Source organism: Streptomyces sp. Ac-502, assembly GCF_045222935.1.
GTDB lineage: Bacteria > Actinomycetota > Actinomycetes > Streptomycetales > Streptomycetaceae > Streptomyces > Streptomyces monomycini.
Genome location: NZ_JBHFFO010000001.1, coordinates 6260319 through 6281626 on the forward strand (window position 1 = coordinate 6260319; position 21308 = coordinate 6281626).

General features: G+C 72.4%; 18 protein-coding genes, 1 pseudogene and 1 riboswitch. Of the genes and pseudogenes, 11 read left to right on the forward strand and 8 right to left on the reverse strand.

The annotated features are described in order from the left end of the window. Positions 1-21: 21 nt before the first annotated feature. Positions 22-1233, reverse strand: a complete 1212-nt coding sequence (nagA, locus tag ACEXOX_RS28635) for an N-acetylglucosamine-6-phosphate deacetylase (RefSeq protein WP_406524028.1) — start codon at positions 1231-1233, stop codon at positions 22-24. Continuing rightward, on the reverse strand, positions 1233-2165 hold the full coding sequence (locus ACEXOX_RS28640) for an ROK family protein (protein WP_406524029.1): 933 nt from the start codon (positions 2163-2165) through the stop codon (positions 1233-1235). The genes nagA and ACEXOX_RS28640 overlap by 1 nt, the downstream gene beginning before the upstream one ends. Positions 2166-2494: 329 nt before the next feature. On the opposite strand from ACEXOX_RS28640, the pseudogene ACEXOX_RS28645 reads away from it, so the two are divergent. The 3 genes and pseudogenes from ACEXOX_RS28645 (at position 2495) to otsB (ending at position 5093) form a co-directional block, all read left to right on the forward strand. Continuing rightward, a pseudogene (locus ACEXOX_RS28645) lies at positions 2495-3765 on the forward strand (extracellular solute-binding protein). 101 nt (positions 3766-3866) lie between these two features. Further along, on the forward strand, positions 3867-4136 hold the full coding sequence (locus ACEXOX_RS28650; RefSeq protein WP_030022305.1) for a DUF3263 domain-containing protein: 270 nt from the start codon (positions 3867-3869) through the stop codon (positions 4134-4136). 123 nt (positions 4137-4259) lie between these two features. After that, the gene (otsB, locus tag ACEXOX_RS28655) at positions 4260-5093 is read left to right on the forward strand and encodes a trehalose-phosphatase (protein ID WP_406524030.1); all 834 of its coding nucleotides are present in this window, start codon (positions 4260-4262) and stop codon (positions 5091-5093) included. Between the two features lie 36 nt (positions 5094-5129). Here the strand turns inward: otsB and ACEXOX_RS28660 are convergent, their stop codons facing one another. Beyond that, entirely contained in the window at positions 5130-6590 is a 1461-nt protein-coding gene (locus ACEXOX_RS28660; RefSeq protein WP_406524031.1) for a trehalose-6-phosphate synthase, read from the reverse strand. A gap of 100 nt (positions 6591-6690) precedes the next feature. Beyond that, positions 6691-7638, reverse strand: a complete 948-nt coding sequence (locus ACEXOX_RS28665; RefSeq protein WP_406524032.1) for a glucosyl-3-phosphoglycerate synthase — start codon at positions 7636-7638, stop codon at positions 6691-6693. A 164-nt stretch (positions 7639-7802) separates the two neighbouring features. Further along, a riboswitch (SAM riboswitch) is annotated at positions 7803-7960 on the forward strand. 17 nt (positions 7961-7977) lie between these two features. On the opposite strand from ACEXOX_RS28665, the gene thrC reads away from it, so the two are divergent. The 6 genes from thrC to ACEXOX_RS28695 all read left to right on the forward strand — a co-directional run bounded on the left by thrC (position 7978) and on the right by ACEXOX_RS28695 (position 15157). Beyond that, complete coding sequence (gene thrC / locus ACEXOX_RS28670) at positions 7978-9267, forward strand: threonine synthase (protein ID WP_406524033.1); 1290 nt, start codon at positions 7978-7980, stop codon at positions 9265-9267. A gap of 231 nt (positions 9268-9498) precedes the next feature. Then, positions 9499-9777: a MoaD/ThiS family protein gene (locus ACEXOX_RS28675; protein WP_406524034.1), complete on the forward strand. Its 279-nt coding sequence runs from the start codon at positions 9499-9501 to the stop codon at positions 9775-9777. A 438-nt stretch (positions 9778-10215) separates the two neighbouring features. Continuing rightward, positions 10216-10419, forward strand: a complete 204-nt coding sequence (locus tag ACEXOX_RS28680) for a cold-shock protein (protein WP_003986833.1) — start codon at positions 10216-10218, stop codon at positions 10417-10419. A gap of 427 nt (positions 10420-10846) precedes the next feature. Continuing rightward, positions 10847-12472, forward strand: a complete 1626-nt coding sequence (gene groL / locus ACEXOX_RS28685; RefSeq protein WP_030254570.1) for a chaperonin GroEL — start codon at positions 10847-10849, stop codon at positions 12470-12472. A 151-nt stretch (positions 12473-12623) separates the two neighbouring features. Beyond that, positions 12624-13487 carry an SDR family NAD(P)-dependent oxidoreductase gene (locus ACEXOX_RS28690; protein WP_406524035.1) on the forward strand — a complete coding sequence of 288 codons (864 nt, stop codon included), beginning with the start codon at positions 12624-12626 and terminating at the stop codon, positions 13485-13487. Positions 13488-13672: 185 nt separating this feature from the next. Next, positions 13673-15157: an alanine/glycine:cation symporter family protein gene (locus ACEXOX_RS28695; protein ID WP_406524036.1), complete on the forward strand. Its 1485-nt coding sequence runs from the start codon at positions 13673-13675 to the stop codon at positions 15155-15157. On the opposite strand, the gene ACEXOX_RS28700 is transcribed toward ACEXOX_RS28695, so the two are convergent. The 3 genes from ACEXOX_RS28700 to ACEXOX_RS28710 form a co-directional block, all read right to left on the reverse strand. Continuing rightward, on the reverse strand, positions 15154-16698 hold the full coding sequence (locus ACEXOX_RS28700) for a PTS transporter subunit EIIC (protein WP_406524037.1): 1545 nt from the start codon (positions 16696-16698) through the stop codon (positions 15154-15156). The genes ACEXOX_RS28695 and ACEXOX_RS28700 overlap by 4 nt on opposite strands. 66 nt (positions 16699-16764) lie before the next feature. Next, positions 16765-17724: an N-acetylmuramic acid 6-phosphate etherase gene (gene murQ / locus ACEXOX_RS28705; protein ID WP_406524038.1), complete on the reverse strand. Its 960-nt coding sequence runs from the start codon at positions 17722-17724 to the stop codon at positions 16765-16767. A 132-nt stretch (positions 17725-17856) separates the two neighbouring features. After that, a complete protein-coding gene (locus ACEXOX_RS28710; protein ID WP_406524039.1) occupies positions 17857-18804 on the reverse strand; it encodes a MurR/RpiR family transcriptional regulator in 948 nt (315 codons plus the stop codon). Positions 18805-18957: 153 nt separating this feature from the next. On the opposite strand from ACEXOX_RS28710, the gene ACEXOX_RS28715 reads away from it, so the two are divergent. Together ACEXOX_RS28715 and ACEXOX_RS28720 are read left to right on the forward strand one after the other, a co-directional pair. After that, on the forward strand, positions 18958-19320 hold the full coding sequence (locus tag ACEXOX_RS28715; RefSeq protein WP_406524040.1) for a hypothetical protein: 363 nt from the start codon (positions 18958-18960) through the stop codon (positions 19318-19320). Position 19321: 1 nt separating this feature from the next. Continuing rightward, a complete protein-coding gene (locus tag ACEXOX_RS28720) occupies positions 19322-19603 on the forward strand; it encodes a DUF4031 domain-containing protein (RefSeq protein ID WP_406524041.1) in 282 nt (93 codons plus the stop codon). A gap of 206 nt (positions 19604-19809) precedes the next feature. Here ACEXOX_RS28720 and ACEXOX_RS28725 read toward each other — a convergent pair whose 3' ends face one another. Beyond that, positions 19810-21117 carry a Cmx/CmrA family chloramphenicol efflux MFS transporter gene (locus ACEXOX_RS28725; protein WP_406524042.1) on the reverse strand — a complete coding sequence of 436 codons (1308 nt, stop codon included), beginning with the start codon at positions 21115-21117 and terminating at the stop codon, positions 19810-19812. Positions 21118-21308 lie beyond the last annotated feature (191 nt).

Sequence of the window (21308 nt, forward strand, 5' to 3'; positions counted from 1 at the left end):
CCCGCAGTCCCGTACGCCGCCTCACACCCCCGCCGGCCGCACCACCCATTCCCCGCGCCGCACCACGCCCACCAGGTCGTACGCGGCGTCCAGGATGACCAGGTCCGCGTCCTTGCCCGCCTCGATCGAGCCGGTGCGGTCGGCGACGCCGAGCAGCCGGGCCGGGTTGCCGGACAGCGCCTGTACGGCCTGCGCGACGGTCAGTCCGTCGATCGTGAGCGCGCGCTTGAAGGCGCGGTCGAGGGTGAGCGTGGAGCCCGCGATGGAACCGGCGGTGGGGCCGTCGGCGATACGGGCGACACCGTCCTTGACCTCGACGGTCATCGGGCCGAGCGGGTACATGCCGTCGTTCATGCCGGCCGCGCCCATCGCGTCGGTGATGAAGGCGACCCGGTCCGCACCCGCGTCCCGGAAGGCCATCTCCAGGACCGCGGGGTGCAGGTGCGTACCGTCGTTGATCAGCTCGACGGTGATCCGCTCGTCCTCCAGGAGCGCGGCGATCGGCCCCGGCGCGCGGTGCCCGAGCGGGGGCATCGCGTTGAAGAGGTGAGTGGCCACGGTGGCGCCCGCGTCGATGGCCTCGCGGGTCGCGTCGTACGAGGAGTCGGTGTGGCCGATCGCGGCGATCACGCCGGCGTCCGCGAGCAGCCGTACGGAGTCCAGGCCGCCGGGCAGCTCGGGCGCCAGCGTCATCATCTTCGCGGTGCCGCGCGCGGCGTCGACGAGCTTGCGCACGTCCGCCGGGTCGGGGTCGCGCAGCAGGCCCGGCTGGTGGGCGCCGCAGCGGTGCGGGGAGATGAACGGGCCCTCGAAGTGGACGCCGGCCAGCTCGCCCTGTTCGGTCAGCTCGGACAGGACGGCGGCCTGCCGGGACAGGTCGTCCAGGTCGCCGGTGACGGTCGAGGCGAGCAGGGTGGTGGTGCCGCGCCGCCGGTGGGTACGGATCGCCGTCAGGCACTCCTCGGGGTCGGCGGACGAGAAGGAGCCGCCGCCACCGCCGTGCACGTGGATGTCGACGAAGCCCGGGACGACGAGGTGGCCGGTCAGGTCGATCACCTGGTCGCCGGGGGCCGGGGCGTCCGCCCCGGCGGCGTCCGCCGCGTCGGTGACGCGGGTGCCCTCGAAGGCCACCAGGCCCGCGTCGGCCACGCCGGACGGCAGGGCGACCCGGGCGCCGGTCAGGACGGTGCGCCGGGGGTTCGGGGCGCTGTCCCCGGACTGTTGCAGCGGCATCAGGCAGTTACCTCCGTGGAGAGAAGATCCCAGGCGAGCAGACCCGCGCCCAGGCAGCCGGCGGCGTCCCCGAGCGCAGCCGGAACGATCAGGGGGAGCCGCTGGAAGGTCACCCGGGAGCGGACCGCCGCACGCAGCGGCTCGAACAGCGTGTCGCCCGCCTCGGCCAGCCCGCCGCCGATGATCAGCGTGTGCGGGTCGAGCAGGGTGAGCGAGGTGACCAGGCCGGCGGCGAGGGCGTCCACCGCGTCCTGCCAGACGGCCCGCGCGCGGGCGTCGCCGGACTCGACGGCCTTGGCGGCGTCGGCGGCGGTGGCCCGCGGGTCGCCGCAGGCCTCGGCCCAGGCGCGGCCGACGGCGGCGGCCGAGGCCAGTGTCTCCAGGCAGCCGCGCTGGCCGCAGCCGCACTCGGGGCCGTCGGGCCGTACGACGATGTGGCCGATCTCGCCCGCGCTGCCGTGGGCGCCCGCCTCGATGCGGCCCTCGATGCCGATGGCGCCGGCGATGCCGGTGCCCAGCGGTACGAAGAGGAAGCGGTCGGCGCCGCGGCCCGCGCCGATCCGGCCCTCGGCGAGGCCGCCGGTGCGGACGTCGTGGCCGAGGGCGACCGGGACGCCGCCCAGGCGCTCGGAGAGCAGGGCGCGCAGGGGGACGTCGCGCCAGCCCAGGTTGGCGGAGTACGCGGCGATGCCGCGCGCGTCGTCGACGATGCCGGGGACGGCGACGCCGGCCGCCGCGGCGGTGCCGCCGAACCGCTGCCGTCCGGTTTCGCGCAGTTCCTCGGCGAAGTCCAGGATCGAGGCGACGACCGCTTCCGGGCCGCGTTCGCGGCCGGTGGGGCGCCGTGCCTCGTGGAGCAGTGTGCCGTCCGCGCCTGCCAGGGCGGCCTTCATTCCGGTGCCGCCCACATCAAGGGCGATGACGTGTCTCACGGGGACAGTTTCGCGCGATCGGCCATGAAAGGTCTAGTCCACTCGCGGGATGGCGTGGTTCCGCTCGTGCGTCCGGCGTACCGGCAGCCGATGGAGGTAGTGGTTCCGCTTGTCGGGAGGCGGAGTGGTTCCGTTCCGTACGGCCGCTGCCGTACCGCCGTGACCTGCGTGTGTGACAGGCGATACGCAAGCGAAATGAGGGGTGGTGTAGACCTTGTGTGGGTAAACGGGGGAGACTCGTTGTTCATGCCGGTTGAGGGTGGACCTCTGAAGCCACCGGGCATTCCCCGGCAAGCACGGAACATTCGGGACAAAAGGCGGTAATGGCAGTGCAGCGGCGGTACTTGAGCCTGGCGGCAGCGGGACTCACCACGGCCATGACGCTCTCCTTGTCCTCCTGCGGCAGCGGTACGGGCGACGGTGGCGACGTCACGCTCAAGCTCATCGCGGCGGACTACGGCGACAACGAGGCGAACTCCTCCCAGCACTACTGGGACAAGCTGGTCAAGGACTTCGAGAAGAAGAACCCGGGCATCAAGGTGGACGTCTCGGTCTACAGCTGGAAGGACGTCGACAAAAAGGTCGAGGACCTGGTCAAGTCCGGTAAGGCGCCGGACATGGCACAGATCGGCGCGTACGCCGACTACGCGGCCGAGGGCAAGCTCTACGGCGCCGACCAGCTGCTCAGCATCCCCGTCCAGGCCGACTTCGTCCCCGCCCTCGCCCAGGCGGGGAGTACCAGCGCCGCCAGTACGGGATGCCCTTCGGCGCCAGCACCCGCCGCCTGTTCTACAACAAGAAGCTCTTCACCGAGGCGGGCATCACCGACCCGCCCGAGACCTGGGCGCAGATCGCGGCCGACGCGGCCAAGCTCAAGGCCAAGGGCGTGAAGATGCCGTACGCGCTGCCGCTCGGCCCGGAGGAGACGCAGGCCGAGACGCTGATGTGGATGCTCAGTGGTGGCGGCGGCTACACCGACAACATCGGCAAGTACACGATCGACTCGCGTGAGAACGTCAAGACCTTCGAATGGCTGAAGAAGGACCTGGTCGGCCCGGGTCTGACCGGCGTCGACCCGGCCAAGCTCAACCGTCAGGACGCGTTCGACGCCTTCGCGGCCGGTGACGTGGGGATGCTCAACGGCCACCCCACCCTGATGAAGCAGGCCGAGGCCAAGGGCGTCGAGTACGGCACCGTCGAGCTGCCGGGCCCCGCCGGCAAGGCCAAGGCCACCATGGGCGTCGCCGACTGGATGACGGCGTTCAAGCAGAACGGGCACCGCGGCCAGGTCGGCAAGTTCCTGGACTTCGTCTACAGCGAGAAGAACGTCATGGACTTCTCCGGCGGCTACGGGCTGCTGCCCGTGACCACCTCCGGGTCCCAGGCGATGCTCGCCGACAGCAAGTACGCCAAGCTGCACAGCTTCCTGAGCCAGCTGGCCACCGCCGAGTTCTACCCGGCGGACAAGACCTCGTGGCCGCTGGTCAGCAAGACCGTCAAGGCGAAGATGGGCAAGGCGGTGGGCGCCAACGGCAACCCGGCCGGCGTGCTCAGCGACATCCAGAACACGGCCAACGAGGCGGACAACACCGCCAAGTGAGCCGCCGCGCGCCCCGGCACCCCCGGGGCCCCCGGCCCCCGCCACCGGCCCCGGGCCGTCGGCGGGGGATTGTCGTACCGCGGCCTTATCGTGGACGGGTGATGACGAGCGACGGCACCGACGGCGGCACCGGAGGCGGTGGCATAGGAGCACTGTCCCCGCAGGACGAGGCGGTGCTCGGCGTCGAGCGCCGCTCCTGGCCCCGGCCGGGCGCCAAGGAGCGGGTCATCCGCGAGCGGCTCGGCATCTCGCCGACCCGCTACTACCAGCTGCTGAACGCGCTGCTGGACGACCCGCGGGCGCTCGCCCACGACCCGGTCACGGTCAACCGGCTGCGCCGCGTCCGCGAGGCCCGGCGCGGCCGCCGCTGAGCGTCAGCCGTGGGCGCGGCCGCACGGCCGCCGGTGACGCCGGTCCGCCGCCGATACACCCGTACCCGGCACCCGCCCGCGCGCGACCGGTAATGTCGTCGTCATGGGCAGCCCCCGAACTCCTTGCCGACACCGGTCACCGCAGCGGGCCGGGACGGTCTCGCCGCGCTGCTGGACAGCCCCGGCCGAGCCGTGCTCGCTCTCGACTTCGACGGCACGCTCGCCGACATCGTGCCCGACCCCGAAAAGGCCCGCGCCCACCCCGGCGCCGTGGCCGCGCTGGCCCGCCTCGCGCCGCGGCTGTGCTCCCTGGTGGTCATCACCGGCCGCCCGGCCGGCGTCGCGGTCCGTCTCGGCGGCTTCACGGACGCGCCGGGCCTGGAGCGGCTGGTGGTCCTCGGCGGCTACGGCGCCGAGCGCTGGGACGCGGCCACCGGCACGGTACGGGCGCCCGCGCCGCCGCCCGGCGTCGCCGCCGTACAGGCCGAACTTCCCGGCGTCCTGGACAAGCTGGGCGCCTGGCACGCCTCCTGGGTGGAGGACAAGGGCCGCGCCATCGCCGTGCACACCCGCCGGGCCGAGGACCCGCAGGCCGCCTTCGAGCTGCTGCGCGAGCCCCTGTACGCGCTCGCCGAGCGGCACGGCCTGATCGTCGAGCCCGGCCGGTACGTCCTCGAACTGCGGCCGCCCGGCATGGACAAGGGCGTCGCGCTCGCCGAGTACGTACGGGAGACCGGCGCCACCACCGTCCTGTACGGGGGCGACGACCTCGGCGACCTCGCCGCCTACTCCGCCGTGGACAAGCTGCGGTCGGACGGCCTGACCGGGGTGCTGGTGTGCAGCGGCAGCGCGGAGGTCGCCGAGCTGGCGGGCTGGGCGGACCTGGTCGTCGACGGCCCGACGGGTGTCGTCGCGCTGCTGCACGCCCTCGCGGACCGGCTGGGGGCGCCCGCCTGACGGACGCGGCCGGGGCCCTCCCGGGCCCCGGCGCCGCTACTGCTCCAGCGCCCGCAGCTGCTGGAGGAACCACCGGTCCGGCGGCAGCGCGGTGGCCGCGGCGGCCAGCCGCTTCGTGCGCTCGGCCCGCTCGCCGTCCTCCATGGACAGCGCCTCGTGCAGCGCGCGTGCCGTGGCCGAGACGTCGTACGGATTGACGCAGACCGCGTCCTCGCCCAGCTCCGCGTAGGCCCCGGCCTCCCGGGACAGCACCAGCGCGCAGCCCGCCTCGGAGATCACCGGGATCTCCTTGGCGACCAGGTTCATCCCGTCCCTGATCGGGTTGACCAGCGCCACGTCGGCGATCCGGTAGGCGGCCAGCGACCGCGCGAAGTCGTCCTTCACGTGCAGCACGACCGGCTGCCAGCCCGGGGTGCCGTACTCCTCGTTGATCTCCTCGGCCAGCCGCCCGACCTCGTCCGTGTAGGCGCGGTAGACCTCCAGGTCCTGGCGGGAGGGGTAGGCGAACGCGACGTGCACGACCCGTTCGCGCCACTCGGGGTGGCCGGCCAGCAGCGCCCGGTAGGCGCGCAGCCCGCGCACGATGTTCTTGGACAGCTCCGTACGGTCCACCCGGACGATCGTCTTCCGGTCCGGCCCGCCGATCTGCTCGCGCAGCGCCGCCAGCCGCTCGTCCACGTCGGGCCGGTGCGCCCGCTCCCGCAGGAATTCCGCGTCCGCGCCCAGACCGTGCACGCCGAGCCGCGTCGTCCGGCCCTCGTGGACGATGCTCAGCCCGCCGTCCCCGTCGCGCGTCACCTCGGCGCCCAGCACCGCCACGCAGCACTCCGCGAACGCCTCGGCCCAGCGCCGCGTCAGGAACGCGGCGCGGTCGCCGCCCAGCATCCCGAGCAGCACCGCCTCGGCCACGTCGTCCGGCAGCATCCGGAAGTAGTCGGCGGGCGCCCACGGCGTGTGGGAGAAGTGGCCGATGCGCAGGTCGGGGCGGCGGGCGCGGAGCAGCCCCGGCACCAGCGTGAGGTGGTAGTCCTGCACGAGCACCACGGCGCCGGGCGCGGCCTCGTCGGCGAGCGCGTCCGCGAAGGCCGCGTTGTACGCCTCGTACGACGCCCACCGCGCGCGGAACGCGTCGTCGAAGGAGGGCTCCAGCGGCGTCTGGTAGAGCATGTGGTGGACGAACCACAGCACCGAGTTCGCGATGCCGTTGTAGGCGTCGGTGAAGACGTCGGCGGGGATGTCCAGCATGCGTACGGGCTGGCCGCCCGTGTCGGCGGGGTCCAGGTGGCCGCCGCTGCGGCGGGCGGCCGCGCGGTCGCCGTCGCCCAGGGCGGCGCACACCCACACCGCACCCGCGTCCGGGCCGATCGCGGAGAGCCCGGAGACCAGCCCGCCACCACCGCGTTTCGCGGTCAGCGCGCCGTCGTCCCCCTTCGTGTACGAGACCGGACCGCGGTTGGACGCGACGAGAACCTTGGCACCAGAACGCTCGGAAACCATGTTGCGAGACTAGCCCGCCACCCATCCGCTCAAACGTGCGGAGCGGAGGCGGAACGTCACGGTTCACGCCGCGCCGGAACCGGGCTCCGGACCGGCGGCGTCACGCCGCCCGGCGCTCCGCGTACTCCGGTATCTCCGCCATCGGCGGCCGCTCCTCGGTGTCCACGTCCCAGGTGCGCGGCACGAAACCGGTCTCACCGCGCTCGAACTGGGTCAGCCGCGGGCGCACCAGATGGCCGCGGGCCAGCCGCAGCTGCGCGGTGCGGTAGATGGCCGCCGCCATCCTGCCGAGCGCCTGGCCGCTCTGATGGCGGTGCTTGCGCACACCGATGTCCACCTGCGCCAGCGCGTCCAGCCCCACCGTGTGCAGCGCGTCGACCAGCAGGCCCAGCTCCACGCCGTAACCCACCGGGAACGGCAGCCGCTCCAGCAGCGACCGGCGGGCCGCGTACTCCCCGCCGAGCGGCTGCACGAACCCGGCGAGCTGCGGCCAGTGCAGGTTCAGCAGCGGCCGGGCGACCAGCTCGGTGACCCGGCCGCCCTGGCCCGCCGCCTCGCCGAGCGGACGGTCGTACATGCCCTTGACGAACTGCACGTCCGGGTCGGTCAGCAGCGGGCCGACGATCCCGGAGACGAAGCCCGGGTCGAATTCGCGCAGGTCGGCGTCGACGAAGCAGACGATGTCACCGCCGGTCGCCAGCAGGGAGCGCCACAGCACCTCGCCCTTGCCGGGCAGCGCGGGCAGCCGCGGCAGCACCTCGTCCCGGTGGACGACCCGCGCGCCCGCCTCGGCCGCGACCTTGGCCGTACCGTCCGTGGAACCGGAGTCCAGCACCACCAGCTCGTCGACGAGCGGCACCGACGGCGTCATCAGCCCCGTACGGATCGCCTCGACGATCGCCCCGACCGTCGCCTCCTCGTCGAGCGCGGGCAGCACGACGGAGACCGTCTGTCCCGTCTCGCGCTTCGCGGCCAGCAGCCGGTCGAGCGGGCGGTCCACGGCCGACCAGGACCGGCCGGCCAGCCAGCGCTCCACCTCTTCCAGCACGTGCGCGTCTCCTTCGTTCCCGGACCAGCGAATGTGATCCATCTCGCGGTGCGGACGGCTGTCTCGACCGCCCGGCCCTTCGGTTACAGTCTTGAACAACGCGAACGCCCCGGACATGCCGGGGTCGGCGCGACAAACGCCTGGGCTCCGGCCCAGCGCCATACCGCTCATCCAGAGGGGCAGAGGGACACGGCCCGTTGAAGCCCCGGCAACCCTCCAGCCGGTCTCCGTCGCCGCACAGTGTGTGCGGCCCGCGAGGCTCCCGGCTCGGGAAGGTGCCAATTCCGTCTCGCGGCGAGATGCGTCGCGAGGAAGATGAGGAGAAAGGGCCTCGCCTCCATGGCTGTGCAGTCCGTCGAAAGCACCCCGTCCACCAGCGTCTCCCTCGGCCCCGCCGTCGCCCTGTCCTGCCGCGAGTGCGGCGAGCGCTTCGACCTCGGACCGATCTTCGCCTGCGTGTCCTGCTTCGGGCCGCTGGAAGTGGCGTACGACCTGCCGGCCGGCGACCCCGAGGGTCTGCGCGAGCGGATCGAGGCGGGCCCCAACAACATCTGGCGGTACGCGCCGCTGCTGCCCGTCCCGGCCGACGTCGCGGACAAGCCCAACCTCAACCCCGGCCTGACCAAGCTGGTCAAGGCCGACAACCTGGCCCGTGAGCTGGGCGTCACCGGCGGCCTGTACGTCAAGGACGACTCCGGCAACCCGACGCACTCCTTCAAGGACCGCGTCGTCGCCATCGCCGTCGAGGCCGCCCGCGCCTTCGGCTTCACCACCCTGTCCTGCTCCTCCACCGGCAACCTCGCCGGGGCGGTCGGCGCGGCGGCGGCCCGGGCCGGCTTCCGCTCCTGCGTGTTCATCCCGCACGACCTGGAGGCGGGCAAGGTCGTCATGGCCGCGGTCTACGGCGGCGAGCTGGTCGGCATCGAGGGCACCTACGACGACGTCAACCGCTTCTGCTCGGAACTGATCGGCGACCCGCTCGGCGAGGGCTGGGGCTTCGTCAACGTCAACCTGCGCCCGTACTACGGCGAGGGCTCCAAGACCCTCGCGTACGAGATCTGCGAGCAGCTCGGCTGGCGGCTGCCGGACCAGATCGTCATCCCGATCGCCTCCGGCTCCCAGCTCACGAAGATCGACAAGGGGCTGAAGGAGCTGATCGCGCTCGGCCTGGTCGAGGACAAGCCGTACAAGATCTTCGGTGCCCAGGCCGAGGGCTGTTCCCCGGTCTCCACCGCCTTCAAGGCGGGCCACGACGTCGTACGGCCGCAGAAGCCGGACACCATCGCCAAGTCGCTGGCCATCGGCAACCCGGCCGACGGCCCGTACGTGCTCGACATCGCCCGGCGCACCGGCGGCGCGGTCGAGGACGTCGACGACGAGCAGGTGGTCGACGCGATCAAGCTGCTGGCCCGTACGGAGGGCATCTTCGCCGAGACCGCCGGCGGCGTGACCGTGGGCGTGACGAAGAAGCTGATCGAGAACGGGCTGCTCGACCCGGCGCTGACCACCGTCGTGCTCAACACCGGCGACGGGCTCAAGACGCTGGACGCCGTGGCGCCCACGACCGGGCCCTCGGCCACCATCCGCCCGAGCCTGGAAGCGTTCCGCGCCGCCGGCCTGGCGGGCTGACCGCCGCGCGCGGCCGTACACACCCGTACGCGGTCGCGCGCACCCGTACGCGTCGGCGCACACCGGCACGCGTCGGCACACACCGATACGCGTCGGTACGCGACCGCACCCGTCGACGCGCATCCGTACCCATCAGCGCGCGCCGGCGTACCTCCGTCCGCCCCCGCGGCCATCGGTACGCCCGCGCCCGCGCCCCTCCGCACCCTCCCGCGATCTGGAAGGCAGCACACCATGAGCGTCAACGTCCGCATCCCGACCATCCTGCGCACCTACACCGACGGCCAGGCCGAGGTCGCCGCCGAGGGCGCGACCCTCTCCGAGGTCATCGAGAACCTGGAGCGGAACCACGCCGGTATCGCGGCCCGTGTCCTGGACGACACCGGCAAGCTGCGCCGCTTCGTGAACGTCTACGTCAACGACGACGACGTGCGCTTCGAGCAGGGCCTGGCGACGCCGACGCCGGACGGCGCGGGCGTCTCGATCATCCCGGCGGTGGCCGGCGGCTGCTGAGCCGGCCGCCTGGGACGCCGTAACGATCTTTTTCGGCCCTTCCCGGGGCCAACGGCTGGAATCGCCCCCTCCGCCATGAAGCGGACGGGGCGATTCCGTGTTGTTAAAGGCGATACAGTTGTGGTGATTCCTCGTCCAGCGCACGCCGAACGCCGATGAAGGCCCGGCAAGTTGTGCGCGAAGTGTGGACATGTTTTGTCGTGTTGGTGAGCTTTGCCCGGCCCGACTTGCCCTGACGTATGGGCTTTTCTTCGTATATTTACGATTGTTCGCGAGAAGAATTCTCGTCCGACTGACCTGTTGCGCTGGGCAGTTGGACAGATACATTCAGCGGCGGTCGACGCGTTCCGGCGCACACCCCCTCCTGTCGGGGGTGAGGTCTGACCCGGGTCCGCGGAGTGCGGTCCTGTGCAAGGGCCAGTAATAGGGGAGTTAGGCATGGCTCAGGGCACCGTCAAGTGGTTCAACGCGGAGAAGGGGTACGGCTTCATCGCGGTCGACGGTGGTGCGGATGTATTCGTCCACTACAGCGCGATCCAGATGGACGGTTACCGCACCCTTGAGGAGGGTCAGCGGGTCGAGTTCGAGATCTCGCAGGGCCAGAAAGGGCCGCAGGCGGACATGGTCCGCGTGGCCGGCTGAAGCGCCGACCGACTGCTGCGTACGAAGGTCCGCGTCCCCTGCGGGGGGCGCGGGCCTTCTGTGTTTGGGTGGGGCGGGGGCCGATGCGGGGGAGTGCCAGGTCATCGGGCCGCGCCCGGTTTGACACCTGGACTCGATGGGGATGGCTCCCGCCGACGCGCTTGCGCCCTCCCGTCGCCCGGCCGCCACCCCTATACGAGGCTTCTGCGAAGCCGCTTGCACTCTAAGGGGCCGAGTGCTAATCATTGCGTTAGCACTCTACGAGTGAGAGTGACAGCTAAGGACCGACTCGGTGAGGTCCGCGGGCAGGTGGGGCAAGGAACCACCGGCTCGTGAACCGTCCGTCGCGGGCGCCAGCGCGGTCCGGAGTATCCACCCTCCCCCAGACGCAGTCCGGGGGGACCCCAGTCCGGGAGGACCACTTCACATGGCCAAGATCATCGCGTTCGACGAGGAGGCACGGCGCGGTCTCGAGCGCGGGATGAACCAGCTCGCCGACGCCGTCAAGGTCACCCTTGGCCCCAAGGGCCGCAACGTCGTCCTCGAGAAGAAGTGGGGCGCCCCCACGATCACCAACGATGGTGTCTCCATCGCCAAGGAGATCGAGCTCGAGGACCCGTACGAGAAGATCGGCGCCGAGCTGGTCAAGGAGGTCGCGAAGAAGACGGACGACGTCGCCGGTGACGGCACGACGACCGCGACCGTCCTGGCCCAGGCCCTGGTCCGCGAGGGCCTGCGCAACGTGGCCGCCGGCGCCAACCCGATGGCCCTCAAGCGCGGCATCGAGCGTGCCGTCGAGGCCGTCTCCGCCGCCCTGCTGGAGCAGGCCAAGGACGTGGAGACCAAGGAGCAGATCGCTTCGACCGCCTCCATCTCCGCCGCCGACACCCAGATCGGCGAGCTGATCGCCGAGGCCATGGACAAGGTCGGCAAGGAAGGCGTCATCACCGTCGAGGAGTCCCAGACCTTCGGTCTGGAGCTGGAGCTCACCGAGGGTATGCGCTTCGACAAGGGCTACATCTCGGCGTACTTCGCCACCGACATGGAGCGTATGGAGGCGTCGCTCGACGACCCGTACATCCTCATCGTCAACTCGAAGATCTCCAACGTGAAGGACCTCCTTCCGCTGCTGGAGAAGGTCATGCAGTCGGGCAAGCCGCTGCTGATCATCGCCGAGGACGTCGAGGGCGAGGCCCTGTCGACCCTGGTCGTCAACAAGATCCGCGGCACCTTCAAGTCCGTCGCCGTCAAGGCCCCGGGCTTCGGCGACCGCCGCAAGGCCATGCTCGGCGACATCGCCATCCTCACCGGTGGCACGGTCATCTCCGAGGAGGTCGGCCTCAAGCTGGAGAACGCCGGTCTCGACCTGCTGGGCCGCGCCCGCAAGGTCGTCATCACCAAGGACGAGACCACCATCGTCGACGGTGCCGGTGACAGCGAGCAGGTCCAGGGCCGCGTCAACCAGATCCGCGCCGAGATCGAGAACAGCGACTCGGACTACGACCGCGAGAAGCTCCAGGAGCGTCTGGCGAAGCTGGCCGGCGGCGTGGCCGTCATCAAGGCCGGTGCCGCCACCGAGGTCGAGCTCAAGGAGCGCAAGCACCGCATCGAGGACGCCGTTCGCAACGCGAAGGCGGCCGTCGAGGAGGGCATCGTCGCCGGCGGTGGCGTCGCCCTGCTGCAGGCCTCCTCGGTCTTCGAGAAGCTGGAGCTGGAGGGTGACGAGGCCACCGGTGCCGCCGCTGTGAAGCTGGCCCTGGAGGCCCCGCTGAAGCAGATCTCCGTCAACGGCGGCCTCGAGGGCGGCGTCGTGGTGGAGAAGGTGCGCAACCTGGCCGTCGGCCACGGTCTGAACGCCGCGACCGGCGAGTACGTCGACATGATCGCCGAGGGCATCATCGACCCCGCCAAGGTCACGCGCTCCGCGCTGCAGAACGCCGCGTCGATCGCCGCGCTGTTCCTGACCACCGAGGCCGTCATCGCCGACAAGCCGGAGAAGGCCGCCGCGGGCGGCGCTCCGGGCGGCATGCCGGGCGGTGACATGGACTTCTGATCCTCCCGGATCATCTGTCCTCAGGTCGCTGGGGCGGCACTCCTCCTCCCAGGGGGTGCCGCCCCAGCGGCGTTCGCGGTGCGGTCTCCGGTACGTCCTTCCGTACGCCGGTCCTTGCGTCGCCCCCGGCCCGACGGGGCACGATCGCCCCATGACGACTCGAAACGGGCAGACCGCCCGACCGGACCGGTTCACCGCGGACACCGTCGCCCTGGTCACCGGCGGCAGCAGCGGAGTGGGCCTGGCAGCCGCGCGGCGGCTGCTCGCGGACGGCGCGCGGGTAGTGGTGTGCGGCCGCGACGAGCGCCGCCTCGACACTGCCGTGGCGCACCTGAGGGAGCAGGCGCGGGAGGCGGTGACGGGCGGCGAAGCAACCGTTGCGGATGCGACGGGGGCGGGGCAGTGGGCGGCCGGTGCCGCGGCGGACCGGGTGTTCGGCGTACGGGCCGACACGGCCTCCGTCGCCGACCTGGACGCCGCGGTCGAGGCGGTGCGCGACCGCTTCGGGCACCTCGACATCATCTTCGCCAATGCGGGCCGGTACGCCGCCGCGCCCTTCGAGGAGATCACCGAGGCCGACTTCGACCAGGCGGTCGGCGTGAACTTCAAGGGCGTTTTCTTCACCGTCCAGCGGGCGCTCCCGCTGCTGCGGGACGGCGGCGTGGTGGTCATCAACGCCTCGTCGCTGGTGCAACGCGGGCAGGCGGACGCCACCCTTCACTCCGCGACCAAGGCCGCCGCGCTCAACCTCGCCAGGACGCTCGCGGCGGCGCTCGCCGGGCGCCGGATCCGCGTCAACTCGGTCAGCCCCGGCTACGTCGAGACGCCGATGTTCGCGGGCTCGGACATCGGCGTGGCGGAGGCGGAGAAGCTGCGGGCGCAGACGGCGGCGGGCCGGTTCGCGCGGCCCGAGGAGATCGCCGACGCGGTGGCCTTCCTGGCGTCCGGCGAGGCGTCGTACGTCAACGGGCAGGACCTGGTGGTGGACGGCGGGCTGCACGGCTGCGCCATGTGAGGGCCGGGCGGGGCGGCCGCCCGGACACACCGTCGCCGCCGGTATGTCAGTTTCTGTGAGATTCGGCATGTAAGGCGGCGCTGGTCCTGGTATGGGCATGGCGGCCATACTTCTCGGAGCCTCACCGGAAGGTGATCTTCCGCGATGGCCGTCCCCGTACCCCGGACGCCCCGCAAGGACGCCCCATGAGCACGCTCGATTCCCTGATCGTCGCCGTCAACGACGGTCTCTGGACCTACCTGCTGATACCGCTGGTGGTCTGCGCCGGCCTGTATTTCACGGTCCGCTCCCGGGCCGTGCAGCTGCGGCTCTTCCCGGAGATGCTGCGCGTGCTCAAGGACAAGTCGCAGCCCAGGGCGGACGGCACCAAACCGGTCTCGTCCTTCGGCGCCTTCACCATCTCGGCGGCCGCGCGGGTCGGTACGGGCAACATCGCGGGCGTCGCCACCGCCATCACCCTGGGCGGCGCCGGCGCGGTGTTCTGGATGTGGGTGATGGCCCTCGTCGGCGGCGCCTCGGCGTTCGTCGAGTCGGCGCTGGCCCAGCTCTACAAGGTCCGCGACGGCAAGGACGGGGACGGCACCCCTTCGGGTACGTACCGGGGCGGCCCCGCCTACTACATGCAGCGCGGGCTCGGGAAACGCTGGCCCGGCGTGCTGTTCGCGGTCGCCATCACCGTGACCTTCGGGTTCGTCTTCAACGCCGTACAGTCCAACACGATCACCTCGGTCGCCTCCGGGTCCGTCTCCGGCAGCGGGTCGTCGTGGTTCGCCCCGGCGGTCGGCCTGCTGCTGGCCGTCCTGCTGGGCGTCGCGATCTGCGGCGGCGTCCGCCGCATCACCTCCGTCACGACCGTTCTCGTACCGGTCATGGCCGTCGTCTACCTGCTGCTGGGCACCGCCGTCGTCCTCCTCAACCTCGGTGACCTGCCGCGGGTCTTCGGCGACATCGTCGGCGGCGCGTTCGGCTTCAAGGAGCTGGCGGCCGGCGGGATCGGCGCGGCGATCCAGCAGGGTGTCCGGCGCGGCATGTTCTCCAACGAGGCGGGCCTGGGCTCGGCACCGAACGCGGGCGCCGCCGCCGAGGTCACCCATCCGGTCAAGCAGGGGCTCGTCCAGTCCCTCGGTGTCTTCTTCGACACCCTGCTGATCTGCTCGATGACCGCCTTCATCATCCTGACGACCACCCCGGAACTGGGCGGCCGGCAGGGCGCCGACCTCACCCAGTCCGCATTGACCGACACGCTCGGCGGCTGGGCCGGTCACGTGCTGACGGCGGTCGTCTTCCTGCTCGCCTTCAGCTCCATGATCGGGAACTACTACTACGGCGAGTCCAACATCGGCTTCATGACGCGGCGCGCCTGGGTCCTGCCCGTCTACCGCGCCCTCGTCCTCGCGGTCGTCTTCCTCGGCGCGCTGGGCTCGGTCGGCGTCATCTGGAACCTCGCCGACGTCTTCATGGGCCTCATGGCCCTCATCAACCTCCTGGCCATCATCCCCCTCTCGGCCATCGCCTTCCGCCTCCTGGACGACTACACGGCCCAGCGCCGCTCCGGCCTCGACCCGGTGTTCACCCGCTCCCGGATGCCGGATCTGACGGGGGTGGAGTGCTGGCCGGACACGCCGACGGCGCCCGGACGCCGCGAGACGGTGGGGGCGGGGACGGCCTAGCCTCCCGCGCCGTCCGGCCTCAGCCGCTGGGCGCCGTCCCCCGGCGCCCCCGTGGCGGCGTTCAGGTCCGCCAGCGCCTGCTTGCCGAAGCCGAAGAAGTACGTCGCCAGGAAGCCGGCCACGTAGCCGATCAGCAGGCCGAGGGCGTAGACGACGAGGGTGGCGCCGAGGGACTGGTTGCCCTTGAGCAGGGGGAACAGGGCCCAGCCCGACGGGCCGATGGCGGTGGAGCCGGCCGTCGTGCCGAGCTGGTTGAACAGGCCCACGAAGCCGCCGCCGAACGCACCGCCCACGCAGGCGGTGACGAACGGGCGGCCCAGCGGCAGCGAGACGCCGTAGATGAGGGGTTCGCCGACACCGAGGAACCCGGCGGGCAGCGCGGACCTGACGGTCCTGCGGACCGAGCGGTTGCCGGGCAGGCGGAAGTAGACCGCGAGGGCGGCGCCCACCTGGCCGGCGCCGGCCATCGCGAGGATGGGCAGCAGGACCGTGTAGCCCTGCTGCTCGATCAGCGTGGTGTGGATGGGGATCAGGGCCTGGTGCAGGCCGAGCATGACGAGCGGCAGGAAGAGGCCGCCGAGCAGGAAACCGGCCGCGGCGCCGCCGTGGGCGAGCAGCCAGTTCGCGCACGTACCGATGGCGGTGGCGACCTCGCCGGCCAGGAACATCAGGCCGAAGAGCGTGACCAGGCCGGAGACCAGCACGGTCACGGTGGGCGTGACCAGGACGTCGAGCGCCTCGGGGACGTACCGGCGGCACGCCTTCTCGACCTGGACGGCGAGCAGCGCCGCGCCCAGCGCGCCGAGCACCCCGCCCTGGCCCGGCGAGAGCTGCTGGCCGAAGGCGCTCACCTGGGCGACACCCGCGTACACGATGATCGCGGCGACCGCGCCGCCCAGGACGGGCGTACCGCCGAACTCCTTCGCGGTGTTGTGGCCCACGAAGACCGCGATCAGGGACATGAAGCCGGAGGCGATGGCGGCCAGCGCCGGGACGAGGGCGGGCAGTACGCCGAAGTTGGTCAGCAGGCCGTTCAGTCCGGCGATGATGCCGCAGCCGATGAGGGCGGGGATCAGCGGGACGAAGATGTCGGCGATCCGGCGGAGGAAGAGTTTGACCGGGGTCGCGTTCCTGGCCTTCCGGCGGGCTTTGAGGGCGGCGCCCTGGGCGGCCAGGTCTTCGGCGGTGGAGGGGGTGGGAGTGGGGGTGGGGGTGGGATCGGTGCTGTCAGGTGTTGTCGGTGAGGGCTGCGGTGAGGTTTCGAGGGCGGGGGACGCGTCGCGGCCGGCCTCGACCAAGGCGGCGAACTCCGGGGTGACGCGGGCGACCGTCCCCGGTCCCAGCACGATCTGGTACGTGTCGTCCTCCACCACGCCCAGGACGGCGGGCAGCGCCTTCAGGGCGTCGTCGCGGACCAGCGAGCGGTCCACGACGCCGAGGCGCAGCCGGGTCATGCAGTGGGTGACGGACGTGACGTTGGCGGCGCCGCCGACCAGAGGGAGGAGCGCGGCGGCGGTGGCGCGGTTCTTCTCATCGGACATGTGATGTGGTGCCTTGCTGTGCGTACGTGCCGGGACGGGCTGGCGGCGGCGGGAAGGCCCGGCCGGTCAGCCGTCCTGAAGGGGCGGGGTGTGCAGGGCGGTGTGCAGCGCGGCCCTGAGGTGGCCGCGGGAGTCGGCCAGCAGCCGGGCCGCCGTCGGCCCGTCGACCCCGGCCAGGACGACCAGGATGGCGTTCTTGACCTCCCCGTCGGTGGCGGCGAGCGCGGCCTCGATCTCCGGGTCCCCGGCGCCGGTGGCCAGCGCCACGATGCGGCGCGAGCGGGCCCGCAGCTTCTCGTTGGAGGCGCGGACGTCCACCATCAGGTTCCCGTAGGTCTTGCCCAGCCGGATCATGGTGATGGTCGAGAGCATGTTGAGGACCAGCTTCTGCGCCGTACCGGCCTTCAGCCGGGTGGAGCCGGTGAGGAGTTCGGGCCCGACGACGACCTCGATGCCGTGGTCGGCGGCCGCGGCCAGCGCCGAGCCCGCGTTGCAGGACAGGCCGACGGTCAGCGCGCCGCGGGCCGCGCGGGCGTGTTCGACGGCGCCGATCGCGTACGGGGTGCGGCCGGACGCGGAGACGCCGACCACCGTGTCGTCGGCGGTCAGGCCCAGCGCGTCCAGGTCGGCGGCGGCCAGCTCCTTGCTGTCCTCGGCGCCCTCGACGGCGGCGACCAGGGCGGTGGGGCCGCCCGCGATCAGGCCCACGACCCGCGACGGATCGGTGTTGAAGGTGGGCGGGCACTCGCTCGCGTCCAGCACGCCGAGGCGGCCGGCCGTGCCCGCGCCCGCGTAGACCAGCCGGCCGCCGCGGGCCATCCGCTCGGCGGTGGCGTCGATGGCGGCGGCGATCTCCGGGAGCCGGTCGGCGACGGCGGCGGGGACGGTGGTGTCCTCGCCGTTCATCGTGCGGGCGATTTCCAGGGTGGACAGCCGGTCGATCTCGGCGAGTTCGGGCCGGAAGGCTTCGGTGGTGAGCGTGTCGAGCTGGGCGCGCAGCTGGGCGTACTCGGCGGGGGAGGTCATGGCGGTGGCGGCTCTTTCCGGGCGCGTACGGCTCGGCAGGGGCGCGTACGGCTCTCGACGGGGGAGCGGAGGCGGCGGGCGGGACCGGGCAGGACCGGGGGTCCCGGTGCGGCCGGTGGGCGGGCCGGTGGGTCAGCGGTGGGGCGTACGGGGCGAGTGGCGGTGGGCGAGCGCTTCGTAGGAAGCGGACAGGGCGGGCGCCGCGGTCTCGTACGTACGCTGTGCGACGCCCACGAACAGGCAGTCCACGACCAGCAGTTGGCTGGTGCGCGAGGACATGGCGGCGGGGCGCAGCTCGCTCTCCCGGGCCGTGGACGTGGTCAGGACGTGATCGGCGTACGAGGCGATGCCGCCGTCCGGGCGGCCGGTGATCGCGATGGTCGTCGCGCCCCGGTCGAAGGCGACCCGCAGCGGCTCTATGACATCGGTGGTACGCCCCGAATGGGTGATCGCGATGGCCACGTCACCGGCGCGCATCTGGACCGCGTTGGTCACCGCGAGGTGCGGGTCGGAGTGGGCGTGCGCGATCAGGCCGATCCGCAGCAGCTTCTGGACCAGGTCCTGGCCGACGAGGTTGGAGGCCCCTATGCCGTACACGTCGATGCGCCGGGCCGCGGCCAGCGCGCCGACCGCCGCCTCCAGCTGCGTCAGGTCCAGACCGGCCGCGGTGTCGGCCAGGCACTGCTGTTCCTCCTGGGCCAGCTTCGCGACCACGTCGGGGAGCGCGTCGTCGACCGCTATGTCGGCGGTGACGGCGGGTGCGCGGCCGGCGGCCTGCTGGGTGGCGAGGGCGGCCAGCGCGATGCGCAGGTCGCGGTAGCCCGGGTAGCCGAGCAGGCGCGAGGTCCGTACGACGGTGGCCTCGCTGGTGCCCGTACGTTCCGCGAGGCCGGTGACGGTGAGCGCGGCGCAGCCGGCCGGGTCGCTCGCGACGGCCTCCGCGACCCGCTGCATGGAACGGGTCATGGACGGCACCAGCGTGCGCACCTTGGCGGCCAGGGCCGCGGGGGCGGGCGGGCTCGGGGCGGCCCGTGCGGCGGCGCCGGAGTCCTTGAAAGTTTCCTTCAGGTCGGGGCTCACAGCTGGAAAGTAATTTCAGAGGCGGTCCGCGTCAATACCCGTCGGGTGCCGTCCGGGCGTCGACCGGGCAGTGTCCGGCCGGTGTCCGGCCGGTGTGCGGCCGGGGGCGCGGCAGCCGGAGCGGTTGTCAGTGGTGCGGGAGAGAATGGGGGCATGGAGCTCGAACAGGCACTGCACGCGGCCCGCGCGCTGGTCCTCGCGGACCTGGTGGCGGGCGAAGTCGCCGACGCGGAGATCGTCTCGCTGGTCGAGGATTCCGTGACGCACCGCCGATGGTGGGTGGAGCAGTGGCCCGAGGGCGCCGAGTTCGTGGCCGGGCTGATAGCGCAGGACGTCCAGGACGCGCTCCTGGAGCGTTACGGCCGCTGGCCGCTGTGCCCCGTGTGCCTGCACGGCGGCGATCCGCACGCCCTCGACGTCGAGCCCGAGCTGGGCCCCGACCCGCACTGGGTCTGCCCCAAGACGGCGGTCTCGGTGGCCAGGGTCGGCTCGCTGGGCGCCACCGCGGGAGGCTGACATGGCGCTCTACATCGATCCGCCGACCTGGCCCGGGCACGGCCGGATGTGGTCCCACCTCGTCAGCGACGCCTCGTTCGAGGAACTGCACGCCTTCGCCGCGCGCATCGGCTGCCCCCGCAAGGCGTTCGACCGCGATCACTACGACATACCGGCGGAGCGGCACGCGGACGCGGTGCGCGCGGGCGCGCTGGAGATCGGCAGCAAGGAGCTGGTCCGCCTCCTGCGCCAGGCCGGCCTGCGCCGCCCGAAGAGCCGGGAGGGCGGGGCGGTGGGGCAGTAGGGAGCGGGGGAGCGGGGCCCCGTAGGGAGTAGGGGGCGGGTGGGGTGCCGCGTCGGTACCGCATCGGGATCGGGGGCGGTCCGAGTCCGGGTCGGTCCGGGTCCGGATGCGGGTCTGGGGCGGTCCGGGTCCGGATGCGGTTACGGCGAAGGCCCGCCCGGGATGCCGGGCGGGCCTGTAGGGGGTGGGGCGGGCGCGGTGTGCCCTCAGCTCCGGTCCGCTGCCTCCACCGTCCCCGCCGCTTGCACCGTCCTGGCGGTCTCGGTCGCGTGCCCGGCCTCCACCGTCCCGGCGGTCCCGCCCGTGCGCGCCGCCGTGTGCTGTGCCGCGCCCGCCGAGGAGGCGACGAGGCGGGAGGTGTTCTTCGCCCGGTGCAGCCGCAGGGCGACGAGTGTGGTGGCGACGCCCAGCGCCGCGAGCGCCGCGGCCGTCCACGCGACGGCCGGGTAGCCCCAGCCCGCGCTGATGACGAGCCCGCCGAGCCACGGCCCGAGGGTGTTGCCCATGTTGAAGGCGGAGGTGGTGGTCGCGCCGGCCAGCGTCGGCGCGGCGGTCGCCACGTTGAACATCCGGGCGTTCAGGGCCGGTGCGGTGGCGAACGCGGTGACGCCGAGCAGCAGCGAGAGGGTGACGGCGGCGACGGAGTTCTGCGCGGTCAGGGCCAGCAGCGTCAGCACGGTGGCCGAGGCGCCGATGCCCCCGATGATCGTTCCGAACGGGTGCGCGTCCGCTGTCCGCCCGCCGACGAACGTACCGATCAGCGCGCCGACACCGAACAGCGCCAGTACGGTCGGCACGCTGCCCTCGGCCAGCCCGGCCGTGTCGGTCAGCAACGGCGCCAGGTAGGAGAACAGCGCGAAGACCGCGGCGCCGTTCAGCGCGGTGCCGATCAGTGCCAGCCAGACCTGCTTGTCGCGGTAGATGCTCAGTTCGCGGCGGAGCACGGGGCGCTCGTCACCGGTCGGTACGGCCGTCCGCGGCACCAGCGCGACCACGCCGACCAGGCCGATCGCCGAGAGGACCGCCACCGCCCAGAAGGCGGACCGCCAGCCCGCGTGCTGCCCGAGCAGCGCGCCGGCCGGCACCCCCGCGATGTTGGCGATGCTCAGCCCGCCGACCATGACGGCCATCGCCTTGGCGCGTGCCGTGACCGGCACCAGCGACACCGCGACCGCCGCGCCGACCGCCCAGAACCCGGCGCAGGCCAGCGCGCTGACCACGCGGGAGACGAACAGCACGCCGTACGACGGTGCCACCGCGCCCGCGACCTGCCCGAGCCCGAAGACGGTGAGCAGGGCTATCAGCGTGGTGCGGCGGGGCAGTTGCAGGGTGGCGCCGGCGAGCACCGGCGCGCCGACCACCATGCCGATCGCGAAGGCGGAGACCAGGAGACCGGCCTGGGGAATGGTCACCCCCATGTCCCGGGCCAGGGGCTGGAGGATGCCCGACAGCATGAATTCGCTGGTGCCGAGGGCGAAGACGGAGAGTCCGAGGACGTAGACGGCTAGGGGCATGCGGGTGCGATCGGGATGGTCTTGCATGTCACGCACGAACAGTGCTGATGCGCATGACATTCCCGGCCGCGGTGCCGGTCCCGGAACGGTACCGGGCGGTTCCGGGCGGATGGCCGGGTCGCGCCCCCGCGGCGTTTCGCCCTTTCGGCCCGGGGTACCCCGGCGGCTCCGTCCGGTACCGGACCCGGCCT